This window comes from Sporosarcina sp. P33, assembly GCF_002077155.1.
In the GTDB taxonomy this organism is placed as follows: Bacteria; Bacillota; Bacilli; order Bacillales_A; family Planococcaceae; genus Sporosarcina.
On the sequence record NZ_CP015027.1, the window covers coordinates 850,737 to 866,239 of the forward strand.

12 protein-coding genes are annotated in these 15,503 nt (G+C 38.2%); 1 reads left to right on the forward strand and 11 read right to left on the reverse strand.

Translation table 11 applies throughout. The features are described from left to right. Window positions 1-113: 113 nt before the first annotated feature. Window positions 114-2,729 carry a BpuSI family type II restriction endonuclease gene (locus SporoP33_RS04205; RefSeq protein ID WP_081242575.1) on the forward strand — a complete coding sequence of 872 codons (2,616 nt, stop codon included), beginning with the start codon at window positions 114-116 and terminating at the stop codon, window positions 2,727-2,729. Window positions 2,730-2,866: 137 nt separating this feature from the next. Here the strand turns inward: SporoP33_RS04205 and SporoP33_RS04210 are convergent, their stop codons facing one another. The 11 genes from SporoP33_RS04210 to SporoP33_RS04260 form a co-directional block, all read right to left on the reverse strand. Further along, the gene (locus SporoP33_RS04210; RefSeq protein WP_081242576.1) at window positions 2,867-4,927 is read right to left on the reverse strand and encodes a transglycosylase domain-containing protein; all 2,061 of its coding nucleotides are present in this window, start codon (window positions 4,925-4,927) and stop codon (window positions 2,867-2,869) included. Window positions 4,928-5,223: 296 nt separating this feature from the next. Continuing rightward, complete coding sequence (locus SporoP33_RS04215; protein ID WP_231293300.1) at window positions 5,224-5,943, reverse strand: AIM24 family protein; 720 nt, start codon at window positions 5,941-5,943, stop codon at window positions 5,224-5,226. Between the two features lie 288 nt (window positions 5,944-6,231). Further along, complete coding sequence (locus tag SporoP33_RS04220; RefSeq protein ID WP_081242578.1) at window positions 6,232-6,426, reverse strand: hypothetical protein; 195 nt, start codon at window positions 6,424-6,426, stop codon at window positions 6,232-6,234. Window positions 6,427-6,482: 56 nt separating this feature from the next. Next, window positions 6,483-7,415, reverse strand: coding sequence for an S-layer homology domain-containing protein (locus SporoP33_RS04225; protein ID WP_081242579.1), 933 nt, complete (start codon window positions 7,413-7,415; stop codon window positions 6,483-6,485). After that, window positions 7,412-8,611 (reverse strand): TniQ family protein, encoded by a 1,200-nt coding sequence (locus SporoP33_RS04230; RefSeq protein WP_081242580.1) that lies wholly within the window; start codon window positions 8,609-8,611, stop codon window positions 7,412-7,414. Before SporoP33_RS04230 ends, SporoP33_RS04225 begins: the two co-directional genes overlap by 4 nt. A gap of 359 nt (window positions 8,612-8,970) precedes the next feature. Beyond that, window positions 8,971-9,534, reverse strand: coding sequence for a YdhK family protein (locus SporoP33_RS04235; RefSeq protein ID WP_081242581.1), 564 nt, complete (start codon window positions 9,532-9,534; stop codon window positions 8,971-8,973). A 102-nt stretch (window positions 9,535-9,636) separates the two neighbouring features. Beyond that, complete coding sequence (locus SporoP33_RS04240; protein WP_081242582.1) at window positions 9,637-9,963, reverse strand: four-helix bundle copper-binding protein; 327 nt, start codon at window positions 9,961-9,963, stop codon at window positions 9,637-9,639. Window positions 9,964-10,082: 119 nt separating this feature from the next. After that, complete coding sequence (locus tag SporoP33_RS04245) at window positions 10,083-11,156, reverse strand: stage II sporulation protein P (protein WP_081242583.1); 1,074 nt, start codon at window positions 11,154-11,156, stop codon at window positions 10,083-10,085. 120 nt (window positions 11,157-11,276) lie between these two features. Then, the gene (locus tag SporoP33_RS04250; protein ID WP_081242584.1) at window positions 11,277-12,779 is read right to left on the reverse strand and encodes a multicopper oxidase domain-containing protein; all 1,503 of its coding nucleotides are present in this window, start codon (window positions 12,777-12,779) and stop codon (window positions 11,277-11,279) included. A 286-nt stretch (window positions 12,780-13,065) separates the two neighbouring features. Then, entirely contained in the window at window positions 13,066-13,878 is an 813-nt protein-coding gene (gene spoIIP, locus SporoP33_RS04255) for a stage II sporulation protein P (RefSeq protein ID WP_081242585.1), read from the reverse strand. Between the two features lie 423 nt (window positions 13,879-14,301). Further along, window positions 14,302-15,440, reverse strand: a protein-coding gene (locus SporoP33_RS04260; RefSeq protein ID WP_369821956.1) for an IS3 family transposase whose coding sequence is annotated in 2 segments (ribosomal slippage) — window positions 14,302-15,206 and window positions 15,206-15,440 — 1,140 coding nt in all. Because the reading frame shifts where the segments join, the coding sequence is not laid out codon by codon here. Between the last annotated feature and the right edge of the window lie 63 nt (window positions 15,441-15,503).

The window sequence follows — 15,503 nt, forward strand, 5'->3', positions numbered from 1 at the left end:
ACTTATATCACAGCCTCTCTCTGTAGTTGAAAAGTTTCAAAATTCACTTACATAAATGAAATAAGATTAAACTTTATGATAAGATATAGATAAATTGAATTAGGAGTGGTGACTTGGTTAATAAAACATGCAGTGTTTTACCTGTATATACCGATAGTGAAGTAACTGTATTTCATCCTTTATGTGAAAAGGCCTTAAATGATGCATTATTGCAATTGAAATTAGATTCTACTTATACAGTAAAACATCATGAGTATATAGGTAGTTTGGAAGCAGATTTTGTAATTCAAAATAAAGTTACTAAAAAGTATTTGATTTTCATTGAAGTTAAAAGAACAAAAGCTTCTCTTACCAGTACCCGATATAGAAAACAGGCGCAATCTTATGTAACAGAAGCAAGCGTTCGTGCTGAAAAGCCTTATTATTGTCTAACAAATTTAGAAGTCATTGAAATTTTTAAACATGATGATAGTAGACCCATAGTTTCACAACAGTTGTTAGAACCAGGGCCTATATTAGTAGGTGACTTTTCTGATATGCCTCAAAATTTTTATGATAATTTAGTTAAATCCTTCATGGATGTAATCAATATGGCATTTAAAGATAGCGGAAAGTACATACTCTCCACATCTAGATTATATTCAATGTTGGATACCAGAAAAAATAATTTAGATAGTTGGCATCAAACCTTAATGGTAACAGGCTACGAGTATATTAGAGGTGCACTAAAAGGTCAAAATGTAAAAAATTCGTCTAAAGATGCCGTATATTTTCAAAATAGGCCTGATAAATTAATGGCTGAAGGAAAAAAAATTGACTTCAAAGATTTATTTTCATCCCCTTTTCCAAATTCAGCAGATAAAGATTTATGGGATGTGAATTTTTTATCTGAGTTAAATAGTCTAGGGGAAAAAACACTTACAGGAGACGAGCTAGCTGAATTAATTCATTCAGTTGCAATTAAAGGAAAAGAACATGATGGTATTGTGCCAACAGATATTGAGTTAGGGAAGGTTCTTTCGATACTATCTCATCATATTTTAGACAGAGAACTAAAATCTAATGAAACTATTTGTGATCCTGCTGCTGGAAGTGGAAACTTGCTAGCAACAACAAGTTCTGCCTTTCCAAATATAGGACCTAGCCAACTTTGGGCCAATGACATTGAGCCTTTCTTTATTGAACTGTTATCAATTAGATTAGGGCTTTTATTTCCACATGAAATCAGTCCAAGTAATGCCACGCTAATAACTTCTAAAGATATTTGTGAACTTAATCCAAATGATTTCAAGGATGTCAAGATAGTAGTTTTAAATCCACCATATTTATCAGGAGTAATGAGCTCCTTGAGAAAAAAGAAGTTCTCAGAAAAAATTAAGGATATTAATGGAAAAGAGAGTAGTACTAGTATAGGGCAGGTAGGTATTGAAGCTCCATTCTTAGAATTAGTAATTAATCTAATATCAGCAGGAACAGTTGTCTCTGCTATAATGCCTAAACAATATCTCACTTCAAAGGGACCCGAGGCTGTAGCATTTAGGGAGTTTCTTATAACTGAGTTTGGATTAAAACATATCTTTCAATATCCTAGAGAAGGTATATTTAAAGAAGTTACAAAGGATACTGTAATATTTATTGGTCAAAAAGGTAGTTCTGTAAGTACTATAGAAGTTTTGAATTCTGTTATTAAATTAGAACAAATAGATCTAAATACTTTGAAAGAAAGTTTAATAAAAGTAAAGGGTAATTCAAATTTGAACACACCTATAGATATGGGTATGGGTCTTGAACTTAGTATAATTGATACAAACAATTTTAGAGCCAGTATTCCTTCTGGCTGGAGTTTCCTAACACCCAGTAGAAAAAATGCAGATGACTGGGTAAATAACAATTTAAGCAATATGTGCTTGAGGTTATCAAATTTAAATTATGATATAAAGAGAGGTAGAGTAGGAAATCAGGGTGCTTCCGATTTAATTTTCATAAATTCGAAGGCCGATTTTTGGAGAAAAGTGGAATCTTTAATACCTGCTAGTTGGATGTGTCCTGCTCTAAGAAGAATTACTAATATTAACCATCCTATAATTAATTCAAACAATACTGATTTACATTTCTTATGCCCTCCTTCAACAGCTTTTCTAGATAATACTAGGGACTCTATGTTATTAAATCAAATATTGGATGAATACATTGATTTTCAAGAATATGTTACAAAACAGAAAAAAACAAATAAAAGTAAAGATGATTTAATCAAGCTATTATTATCAGAAATTAGATATTCATCTAAACCGGATACTATTTTAATCCCTAGAGCAATTAGAAGATCGGCTAAAGCTTTTATTGCGAGTAACGAAATTTATTGCTCAACTAATGTTATATCAGTTAATACCTTAAATAAAAGTGAAAGCTTATTATTACTGTCATGGTTAACGAGTATATTCGCTCAATTACACTTTGAAACTATGGCAAAAGACCAGGAAGGAGCAAGAAAATTAGAAGCACTAAATATAAAAGACTTATACGTTCCTGATTTCAGTCAGATTCCTAATAGTATTAAAAATGAACTACTCAAAGAAGCGAAGGTAATTAGTTTCTTTGATCTTCGAAATCCCGAAATTAGAAAAGTTGACAAACTATGGGCGGAGTTCCTATGGGGGAACGCAGCAAAAGACAAAGCCGAGGAAGCTTGTATAATTCTAGAAGATATTGTCTACGAAAGACAACCATGACAATTTAGTTTCAATCAGTGTTATCGATTAAATTATCAACATTACAAGCAAATAAATTTATAGTTGAAAATACCTGTGCGTGAAACTTTCATGAATGTTTACACATTCACGTTTATTTCTCACACAGGCACCTTATTTCAGTTCTCTTTATCTTTAAACCAGTCCCGTCCCCACTTTTCGATACTCTTCCAAAACTCTTTTTTCTTCTTGTCCTTCTCTTTTTTCTTCTCTTTCTTTTCTCTTTCTTCCTTTGTCTTTTTCTTCTGCTTCTTCAGCTCTTTTATGTCTTCATCAATTAACGATAGATCAAATTTCTTTGCAGATAATTTGCTGGCTGATTTTGAAACAACTTGCGCGAAAATGGGCGGTGCGGTGAAGCTGCTGGTAGTTGTTAAATAATGGTCGGTGTCTGTTTGATCATAGCCGAGCCAGACCGCACCAGCAATATCCGGTGTATAGCCAACGAACCAATGATCTTTTGAACCGTCCACTCCTTCAAACGGGAGCTGTGTGGTGCCCGTCTTCCCCGCCACTTCCATACCAGAAATTTGTGCTTTTGTCGCAGTACCTTCCGCTACAGCTCCTTGCAGCATATAGGTCATTTGCTGGGCAACTTCCGCATCTGTCACGTGTACAGACTCTCCCTGCCACTTTCCAAGCACATTTCCTTCCGAATCTTTGATTTCTGTAATCGCATGGGCTTCCTCCATCACTCCATCATTCGCAAAAGCGGAATACGCTTGAGCCATTCGTAAGGGAGAGGTTCCTTTATCCAGTCCTCCAAGCGCCAATCCAAGCGTACGGTCATTTTTTTCTAATGAAATTCCAAACCGTTTCGTTGCACTCACGCCCTCTTTGATGCCAATCTGATCCAACAGCCAGACGGGAGGAATATTATACGACTGGGCGAGCGCCTCGTACATGGTCACTTCCCCTCTATATTGCTGATCAAAGTTTTTCGGGGAGTATCCATCCATATCGATCGGTTCATCCACAAGCAAATCCGACATATGGTATCCTTTCTCAAGTGCCGGAGTATAGACGGCAATCGGCTTCAACGTAGACCCGGGCTGCCGAATGAGGTCAGTCGCATTATTGAAGCGTTTCTGCGTATATTCCCCTCTTCCGCCGACTAACGCCAGGATCCCGCCTGTTTTAGGGTTCAGGAAAACAGAAGCGCTCTGTAAGAGTTGATCTGGCGTGCTCTTCGGAAAATATCTATCATCCGCATACACTTCTTCCAGCGCATTCTGGATCACTGGATTGATTTCTGTCGTAATATGCAACCCGCCGGACAACACTTCATCTCTCGTCAAACCGTACATATTCACCGCTTCATCCACTACACGGTCGATATAATACGGATATTTCTCTTCATAATCCGGCACTGTCGATTCGCCAAGTACCAGTTTCTGTCCAATCGCTTCATCATATTCTTGCTGATTAATATACTGTTCACGCAGCATCAATGACAACACCAGATTCCGTCGGTTCACCGACTTTTCCATATTCTCCGTTGGCGCTAAATACGAAGGAGCTTTAATAAGCCCTGCGATTGTCGCAGATTCGTTCAACGTCAACTCACTGACATCCTTCCCGAAATAGGTCTGCGCTGCACGCTGAACACCCCACGCCCCGTCGCCAAAATAAATTTGGTTCAGGTAACTTTCCATGATCTCCTCTTTCGAATACACCCGTTCAATCTTCTTTGCGAGGATCAGTTCCTTGAATTTACGCGAGTACGTGCGCTCCTGCGTCAAAAATACATTTTTCGCAAGCTGCTGCGTAATCGTACTGCCCCCTGACACGATTTTGCCTTTGAACGCATTCTCGAGCAAGGCGCGCCCCATTCTAAAATAATTAATGCCGTGATGTTTGTAGAACCGTTGATCTTCCACGGCAATAACGGCTTCGACAAGCTCATTCGGAATCTGATCGATCAATACACCTTCAATAGTCGAATTCGAAACCTTACGGATGACTTCTCCATCCGGATCGTAAATAACCGTCGATCTCGGTGCGGGTTCTTCGAGCTTACTTACATCGCTGAATGTGATGAAAACATTCAGCATGAGCAGCACACAAAGGACCGCAAGCAGAACAGCGGCGATTGCGAAACGGAAGATCTTTTTCTTCAAGCTGATTTTCTTCGTTGGCGTTTTTTTGCGCTGTTGTTCTTTATATTCGGATCTTTTCATATTGGATTCACCTGCTTTATTGCTTCGGAGTTTTATTTGTTGAATATAGCATAGTATTGACGATGGGGGTGTTTGAAAGTTGCGGATTTTGTCTTTTGGGGGATTTTGGTACGATAATAGGTGCCAGGTCCGCACACAACTCCAACACAGTTCAAAATTGTTTCTGAATTGTTTTGGGTACTCTATTCATTGCAGGGCTTTTCTTCCCTTTTAATGATTAAAGGTACCTGCGCATGAAATTTTCATGATTGTTTACACATTCATGTTTGTTTCGCGCACAGGTACCTTATTTTAATTTATTGAAGGAACGGCGCCATTAATACTTTTCCTGTTCCGCGGTAGACATTTACCAATCCTTCGCCTGAAGCCGCTGAACCCATAAGTGTTTTTCCAGAGCGTTCGACAGTAAATTCCAAACCGCCTGACCAAGCTATCGCCATATTCCCATCGACTTTCAACTCATCATTTTCTAACTCGATTTCGATAAGTTCCTCTCTCGCTACGGAAGATTCCAGTGCAATCGTTCCTTGCCCAGAAATCCCCAGATTGAAAAGGCCTTCCCCGCCAAGTGCAGCAGAAGAAAGATTTGAGCGCATCACGGCCTTATGTTTCAATCCTGAATCACAAGCTAAAAAAAGTCCATCTTCAATGACAAGTGACTGATGCCACTCGTCCACATCCAACAGTAAAATATGCTTGTACGTTGGTTCTAAAACAAGTGTACCCGTTCCCGTGTACTCAGGCTTGATGCTCGATTCTTTGGTCATTTTGCCTCTAATCGTCTTTCCGATAAAGTCTCCTACTCCCTTAAGCCCAGTCGTTGCTTTCACCTCTCCGGCCATCCATTGCATGGCCCCTGCCTGAATCGTAATGTTAGACTGACTGACATCGCAAACGAGCTGTCGTCTTCTTACATTCATTTCAGAAGCATAATATGCCGATTGAGCCGTAGCATGATTGATACTTAACTCTCTTTGAAACTCTACTACTTTAAAAGGGCCAAGCTCTTCCTTCACTTTTACATTCTCATTATCTTCAAAGTTTTTAATAGTAAACAGAATAATCGCCCGCTTTCTGATTTTCTAATTTGATTGAAAGGTAGTGGTAATTATAACACTATATTTTACTTAACTGATTTTTATAAAGAAAAGTCTGTACAGTATATAACTTCCACACGAAAATTGGTTTTGTTTACCTGTGCATCACAAAACCCGAGGACTACTCTGAATTATTTTTGAGTTGTGTGATGCACAGCGTTTGGCAGGCTATTTAAAGTTTACGAATCAGTCAGTTTACAATTTGGCTTAGTTGATTATTTCAAACCAAGCTTCAAAAGTAGGACTGCCAATAGTACACGCGAAACTGCCATTTACAATTACTCCTTCTTTTTCTGAGGCATTGAAAAGTTCCCCTTCTTTAACGTCATATCCATTCGTTTTAAAGTCTTTTTTTGCTTTTACAATTATTAGTTCGTCATCTGGTATGAATATTTTAAACATATTTTTCCCTCCCAATTATTAATTAAGATTGCTTGCAGACCCGGCACCCATTATATTTATTTAATATTATCAGCCGGTCCTACTTCCATGGCCACTCCAGCATATAAAAAAGAATCTTCATTTTCAAAAACGCTCACACTGTAACGCGCTTCTTCCCCATTCTCAAAGCGGACGGTTGTAATATACTCACCTGGCTTTTCGATCGTAATATACGTAAAATTATATACAGTTTTTTCAATCTTTACGTTGTCGGAGATCGTCTCTCCATCTACTTCAGCAAGAGCTATATTTTTTACGGGTTTATATTTTGTATTGAGTGATACCTCAGCCGGAAGAGTATCATTCGTCTTTTCTACCGTCAAACGTAGTTCGCTGTTCTCTTTTTTTACATGAATATAATACTTTTGATACTTCATATTCAGTTCCGCATCTTTCCCCCAAATGACCACTCCACCTGTTCCTACTTTGACCGGAAATAATTGAACTTGACTTAGCCTGTCTTCTTTCCCTTTCACTTTTACTGCACGAAATACGCTCGGATTCACTTGATCATCGATAACCGCATCGATCGAATCCCATCCTAAATCGCCTGCTATTATCGTCACGGCATTTTTCAGCATGACTTGCTCCGTCGCTGCTAGCATTTTCGCGGCTTGCCCTCTCGTAATCGATGCGTTCGGACTAAATGTTGTAGGAGATGTGCCTGTAGTAATGCCGAGCTTGTAAATAATAAGTATGTCCTGTGTAATGCCAATTTCTCCTTTGAACGGGTTTTTTACTTCCCCATCACGTGGTAAATCAAATGCTTTCACAAGAATCGCAGCCATATTTTTACGCTTGATCGGCTCATTTGGCTTGAAACTGCCATCCGGATAGCCGCCAATAATTCCTTCCTCCGCCATTTTCACAATCGCTTTATAAAAACCGTGCGATGCCGGTACATCTATAAATTTCTTGCCTTTCACATCCGACGTACCCAGACCAATCATCTAATTTGCTCAACTTTCCCACTACTCGGATAAGTACCCCGTTTCAATAATATATAGACCGCATTATCAATACTTTTTTTCAAAGTTTTATTTTTACTTAGTTTACTTTCCTCTATGGCATCTAAATAGATTCTTTTTATTTGTTGGCATTCGTTTGGGTACATTTGTGTTAATAGCTTCTTATCACACTCCATCAATTTTGCAATCTCACTTAATGAATAAGGCTTCTTTTCTGCGATAATTAAATTAATAAATCCCTGGATTTTTTGGTGATCTTTTTTTGTTCTTTCAGAAATAACTATTCTTCGAGAGGGATCATCATTTAATGTTATTTTCGATTTCTCCATATTATTTATGAAATCAGTTAGACTAAGCTGAAGTTTCGATGTAATGTTTATCAGAGCATTTAATGGGGCGAGATTAGCCCCTTCCTTCCATCCCCATAAAGTCGACTTGGAATAACCAAGGAATTCAGCAGCTTGAGTTAAAGACCCGTCAAAATAACTTTCTAAATAAAAGGATATTGAGCGTGAAACATGATTATCTTCAAGAGAAAAGTTGATCAATTCAAAGAAAAAAGCTCTCATTGAATCATTGGTCTCGCTATTGTAAGTCGCATCTTTGTTTTCCTTAAAATTGCCTAGCCAGTAAAAACATTTTGTGCAATAACCTGGTATACTCTTTCTTTCTAGTGTATACATGCTAGACCCGCAGAATGGGCATACATTCTCTAGAATCCTGTTGTGAATAATACATTTGGGAAAGGGTTGTAGAACCCAACTTAGTCTTTCATACACAATCTGTTTACTTTCCAAATCAGCCTGAAAACAGGATGGACACCAATGTTTGCTACTTTTTAGTAACCCCCTATACGGAACTAATTTTCGGCAATTAACTAGCGTAGTTTCCCTAATATCCTTTCTCTTTGTTAAAGACGTAAATGCTTCAATAAAATCTTCTGCAATTATTCCGTGGCCGTTAATGGCAGATGCAGATTTATAAAAACCATTTCCACCATTGATCACAATATTATTGATGTATTTTTTGTCTAATATCAGTGTTATTAAATGAGCCATAATATCACCGACAGTTACACAGTGAGCATCCGCCAGTCTAGATATATAGCTTGTAAGGGACTCTACTCCAATTGAGCCAAGACCGATCGGTTCAATAGAATACAAACAACTTCTTTGCATTTTTACGACACCCCATTTTTAATTTGTTTATTTTTAGTCCAAATAAACTATAAAAATAGAATTGTCTACTATTCTTTCTTTTATGCATGTAAGACCAAATTCTTTTCAACAATCTTTCTATTATATTTTTGATAATAAACTAAGAGAGCCGGAAATTTGTCAGCTCTCCTCATCAGCGCAAATCATCTTTACCAATAAGGAAATAGTTTTGAAAAGTCACGTTGCTTTCTTGTTCAAAACAATATTAATCAAACTAAAAAATATATTGGTTTACTTCACCACAGCTTTTAGTAACGTTTAAAAGAGCTAAACCACGGGGATTTAGCTCTTTTAAGTCTATATTCGTTTTCCTCAAGCTTTCATTTAGCTGAAAGTTCCTCTTCTGTTACCCACTTGTGGTTAGTTACCTCTTCACCACCCGTAGTCGGAGTATAATCAATCATATATACAGTCGTTTTTTCAGCTGAATCAATTACAGCTACTGCCCCTTTCATCCCTTTCATATGATCTGCCTCTACAGTGACCTCAGTACCCGGCTCCAACGTTTTGTCATCTGCGTCCTTAATTTCCTCCTGGATAACCCATTTATGGTTCTTCACTCTTTCACCGCCGGTTACCGGGGTATATGAAATGGCGTAGGCTGTAGTATCATATGCACCAACAATTGTCGCGACTGCACCTTTCATTCCTTTCATATGATCGGCTTCAATGATTGCTTCACTTCCGACTTCAAAGGTTGGATTTTCTGCTACTTTCAATGTTGCAGGAACTTCACCTGAGCCAGAATGATCCATCTCCATTTCCATATCTTCCTGTTTCGGTTCCTTATTGACATCTATGCTTTTCTCGTTGGTCGTTTTATTCCCACACCCACTTAAACCAATAATCATCGCGAGACCTAGAAAAAATAAATGCTTCTTCATTTGTCTAGTACACCTCTGTTTTTCTAAATTAGTTATGAATGAAGCTACCACAAGAAACCGTATAAATTTCTCATGATAGCTCCTTCGTTTAGTTTGTATCGATTATGCTATCGCTTGACGGCATGCTTCTGCACATTTCCGGCAAGCTTCGGCACAGCGCTTGCAATGATCCTGTTCATGTTTAGCACACTCTTCAGCGCAACGGTTGCAGACCTCTGCACAAAGCTCTAAAATCTGTTTAGTGAATGGACTGTTACGAGTTATCGCCTGTGCAGCGAAAGCACAAACGTCAGCACATTCACGATCCAATCGTATGCATTCAGCCATCATCTTAACGTCTTCTTCTTTCAGGCATGCATCGTAACAAGTATTGCATTCCTCCAGGCATTCTAGAATCACCTTAAGGGTTTCTGCGTATTTCGAATTCATGGAATCATCTCCTTATTTTTTCATTCGATGTAATTTTTCCCCGAAGGAATGAATTTAAACGGGAAATGGGCATCTCCTTAAAAAATCCTTATTCCTTATTATGAATCCGTTCAATCAAATCATTTCCCATGCCAATAATATTCACTTAGTCCTTCTGCAAGCGCTTCAATACTTCTGTGTAGCTCTGCAGCTGTATTATCTACTCCGCCAATTTCTACAATGACGGAATTCGGGGAAAGATCTTGATTATAAACTCCATTCCCTTGGCTTTTATTCTTTTTCAATACACCTTTTGACAGACCCGGATACTGCTTGGAAAGTATATTATTAACCCCCTCAGCAAAAGAAAGATTCTTTGCAAAATCTTCATGCCCAGTCCCAACAACAAACAAAAGCTGTGCATAGCCCTCGCCATTCAATTTTGCGGTTGTAGAATCCTTTCGTAAGGAATCACGATGCAAGTCCAAGAAAATGTCTAGATTTTGATTTTCTCTAAGTGCCTCCCTAACTATTTCTCCTGATAGCTTATAAGAATTGTTATAATCTAATCCCCGTAAACCTAGTTCCTGAACAATATCAGTTGAATCCACTTTTGTTCCTATACCTCTTCTTTCCAGTGCTTTCCCTAGCATTTCACCAACTAACGTCATATTTGCTTTTGAGTGATACGCTTCTTCCGGTTTATTTGCATCTTTTAAAAACGGTAAAAAGGATTCGCGGTTATGGGTGTGATATATATAGACGACATCTCGCCCAAATGTTGAGTGTATGGAATCTTTTGAAAATCTTTTGGGCGATTTCATATTTGCAAAGATTGCATCAAGATCCTTGAATACAAGTTCTCTATCTTTTAGAAGTTCCTTCATGTTAGGTTTGAATTCATCTCTACCTGGTTGTTGCTCAATGCTCTTCATTTTTTTTTTATCTATTGTGCTATCTGTAGAAACGTTCGACTCTGCAAGTGAATTCGTACTGCCAGAATAGTTGTCTAACGTTTCCGCACCAAAATCCGAAAACGAAGATTCTCTTCCAGGTATAGGACTTTCTTCATTGTTTCTATCATTACGATAATTTAACGCAAGCAAAGAAACGATAAGTAACCAAATAAGAAATAATATAATTGCCAAATATAATAGGACAGCTAACAAGGACCTTTTCTTTCTCTTTGAATACCGATTTATTTTTGGATACATTATGTGGCCTACCTTTAGAAAGAATGAATATTTTTCCTATGATGAATTCTAAAACAGCCAGTGTGAACGAATACACACTGGCTGTTACAGACTTTTAAACGCAATTGAATTGAACGATGTTTATTCGACTTTTACCTGTCCCATCATCCCATTGTCTTCATGTTCAAGAATATGACAATGGAACATATACACACCTTTATGCTTAAATTGTATCGCTATTTTAACCGTCTCATCAGGTGCTACTGAAATGCTGTCCTTCCATCCACGCTCATTTTCCGGCGGTGCTTCTCCATTCCTGGAGATTATTTTAAATTGTGCTCCGTGAATGTGGAATGGATGAGTCATCCCGCCCATCATGTCCGGCTTATTGTAAATTTCCCAAACTTCTGTAACCCCTTGTTGTTGTGTAAAATCGATTCTTTCCGGATCAAACTTCTTTCCATTGATTGTTACCATGTCCATCATCCCAAACAGTTCAATCTTTTTCGTGACGGGCAAGTCCATTTCTTCTTCTGTTAATGAAAAATCATTCATTACTCCCGGGATTCTTGTGACCGTCCCGCCTTGATCAGAAATCTCAAATGGCAACAGGACAGATCCATCCTCATTTATAAGCGCCAGATCTTTTTCCGTATCGAGCTGTGAAAAATCAACAACTATTTCTGCTCTCTCAGAAGGTGTTAGCGTAACTTCGTTTAAAGTGACCGGTTCATTCAAGAAACCACCATCTGTTGCAATTTGAACAAAGGGATCCCCTGTATTCAATTTGAATGTATAATTTCTCGCATTCGAACCATTTAATAATCGCAGACGTACTTTCTCTTTGTTTACAGTTAACTTCGGATTAAGAGTTCCATTGATCAATAGCGTATCTCCGATTGTTCCGTCATCATTCTTAGCTGCACTAAAATTCAATTGTTTCTTGTCGTCAAATAGTTTATCCTGAAAAATCAAAGGAAAATCATTTTCTCCATAAACGTTTGGCAACCCCAGACTTTTCGAATTTTCATCCTCGATATAAATCAACCCTGCGAGTCCGTTGTATACCTGTTCGGAAGTTTTTCCTTCAGGATGCGGATGAAACCATAATGTAGCTGCTTCTTGTGTCACTTCAAATTCAATGACTTTTTCCTCTCCCGGTTGCAAGGCATCATGCGGTCCGCCATCAACGGCTGCAGCAACTTCCAGCCCATGCCAGTGAAAAGTAGTTGGATCATCTAGCTCATTTATCGTTTTAATTTTCACTTTGTCACCTTGCTCAAAACGAAGCATCGGTCCTAAAAACGATCCGTTGTATCCATAGGTTTCCGTTTCAATTCCATCAAATATTTCAGTCTTACCTTTTTGTGCTCTAACTGTGTATTCGACACCTTGATCATTATCCGAAACAAGCATTGATGGGATTTTTAATTCATTTGCACCTGTAGAGTCATTTAACATCATTACCTCATCATGACTCATATGCCCTTCCATCATGTCACCCATAGTGGAATGGTCCATTTCCTCCATCTCTTCATTCATTTGGGAATGATCCATTTCCTCGTCGGCCTGCTTATTGTTGCTACAACCGCTGATAACCAATATACTCACTGCCGCTGCGGCAAGTTTTATCTTTATTCCCATTACATATTTCTCCTCTCAATTCAATTACTACTTTTTGAGTATAGCAAGAAGATATGAAAAAAATATGCATGTACTAGTTGTGTTTGAAAATCGTCATAATTTATGCATACAAATTGCACAACTGAAGGTAGTATCAAAATAAATACCGTTAGTTCCTAAATCATAAAAGCCCTTGACGACTCCAATGCGGGGTCATTAAGGGCTCCGAGAAACTAGTTTTTCCTTTTGCTTCACATAAACAAACAACACTAAACAATATTCAATTACACCAGTACAATGTTGAAACCTAAGCACTTTGCTCTTGTAATAAATTAGATATTGCCTTTGCCAAAACAGAAATCGTACGATTTATTTCTTCTTCTGTATTGTCTATTCCTCCCAGCTCTATAAGAACCATATTTTTGGCCAGGTCTTGATTATAGACTCCGTCTACATGCTCCCCTTTTTTTCCGAATATGCCCCGTGAAATCCCTGGCACCAATTTGTTTAATTGACCAGACAACCGCTCAGCGTAATCTTTATTTTTGTGAAAATCCGGATTATTTTCTCCTACAACGAAATAGATCTTACCATACGTCTGATTATTGTAAGTGAGTGTCGAGGTCTTTCTATTAGCGGAATCCCTGTGTAGGTCAATGATTACATCATACTCATTTTCCTTAATTTGTTTATCGACATAAGGACGCACCACATTATAAGCCTCGCGGAAAGCTTTATTCTTCTCTTTCATTTCATCCATTGTATCAACAGCTAGAAATTCCGTTTGAATACCATTTAAGTCAAAATGATTTTTTATCGTATCTTCAAACGCCATAATGTTTGAAGTGCTGTGATAGACAGCTGTCACATTTTCCTTATTTTGTACAATAGGTTGGAAGGCTTCATGTGAATGCGTGAAAAATACTAAGACTTTTGCAGGCATTGGTTGTAAATATGGAATATCGGATTCTACCAGATTTTCCGCGTATACTATTAGACTTTTTCCAATCGGCTCTGCCTTGTTTATTTGTACTGGTGTAGAAGGATAATTCGCGACAATAATCGGCAATAAAAATAGTGCAAATATGAAAAATGAATATGTCTGTGCGTCTCTTCTCATTATGTTCCCCTCCGAATAGAATTCTATGTATCTATTCAATAAAATAGAATTGCATTTGGAAAAGTGGAATTGACAATCCTATTAATGCGTATCTTTTTTGTTGCTAAATTTAACTTCTTTTTGTAAGATGTAAAAGCATCAGGACAAATCGTAATGATTACTATTAAAAACTAGGAGGATTTTTTACAATGAAAAAGAAGTCTTTATTCTTCTTATGGATCTATGTCAATATCCTGGACACAAAATTGTTAAGTCGTTATCAGAAACGGCATCCATTCATGGATGGTCCTGTATCCAGCGAAACCAGTTAAGTGGAAGCCCGCACTTGACAGCTTTCGCTGGATACAGGAAGTACAGCCCATGGATGTCGTTCCTGAAAAATGTGTAGGTAGGGTGAATCGAAGCCCCAATGTCTTCCTTCGATTAGGCAGCTTCCTGTCTGCACAGATCTTCTAATTGTTGCGGCGTTAAATAGTTAATTGCCCCATGGATCCGTTTTCGGTTGTACCATGATTCAATGTATTGAAAGAGGGCAATTCGTGCTGCTTCAAAGTCAATATAGGTTGTTTGATAGACTTCTTCCTTCTTTAACGTGGCATGAAAAGACTCGATGCAGGCGTTGTCATAGGGACAGCCTTTTCGACTGAAAGAGTGTTCAATATTCGTTGCTTTTACCGCTTTTTCAAAGTCTTCACTTGTGTATTGACTGCCTAAGTCGGTATGTAGAATCAGACCATCTCCTGGCCGTTGCACTTCAAGTGCGTTCGTCAAAGCTGTTAGAACGAGTTCAGTTGTCATGGATTTGGAAAACGAATAACCAACAATTTTCTTCGTGTGTAAATCAAGGACAGATGCTAGGTAGCACCAACCGTTTTTTAGCGTGTGGACATACGTAATATCGGCAACCCATTTCTCGTTAATTGTCGTTGTTTCAAAATCCTGTTCCAATAAATTGTCGCGTTCTTCTATTTGGCTTGCCGATGAAGCTGGACGGTATTTCTTCGTGATGATAGATCGGATTCCCTCTGCTTTCATGATGCGCTGGACACGTTTTAAGCTGACATTGAAGCCTTCCTTTTTGAGAAACTGATGGATTTTAGGCGCTCCGTAGCGGCCTTTACTCTCCGCATGAATGATTTTTATGCGCTCTAAAATCGCTTCGTTTTCAATTTCATACGAAGATTTCACTTTATGGAATGATTGATAATACGTACTTCTGGGCACTTCGAGTACTTCACACAAGACTTGAACCGGATGGTTCTCCTTTTCCTGTTCGATATGGTCGATAATCTCTTGGTCAGTCACTTTTTCGCGAATATGGTCATAGCCTTTTTTAGGATTTCTACCTCCTGTTGAAGGCGAAGGTTTTCCTTTTGGATCTCTGCAATTTCAGCGGGTGTCAAACCGCCCCCATTTTCAATTGGGGAATGTGCTTTGATCCATTTATAAATTGTTACTTCAGATACACCATATTCACGGCTGAGATCACTCACAGATGTGCCAGACCTGTAGAGTTCGACGATTGTTTGTTTGAATTCCTGGTTATAACGTTTTTGTTTCATTCCGGACACGTCCTCTCTATTTATTAGGATAGAGACTTAACTAACTTGTGTCCATACATCTAT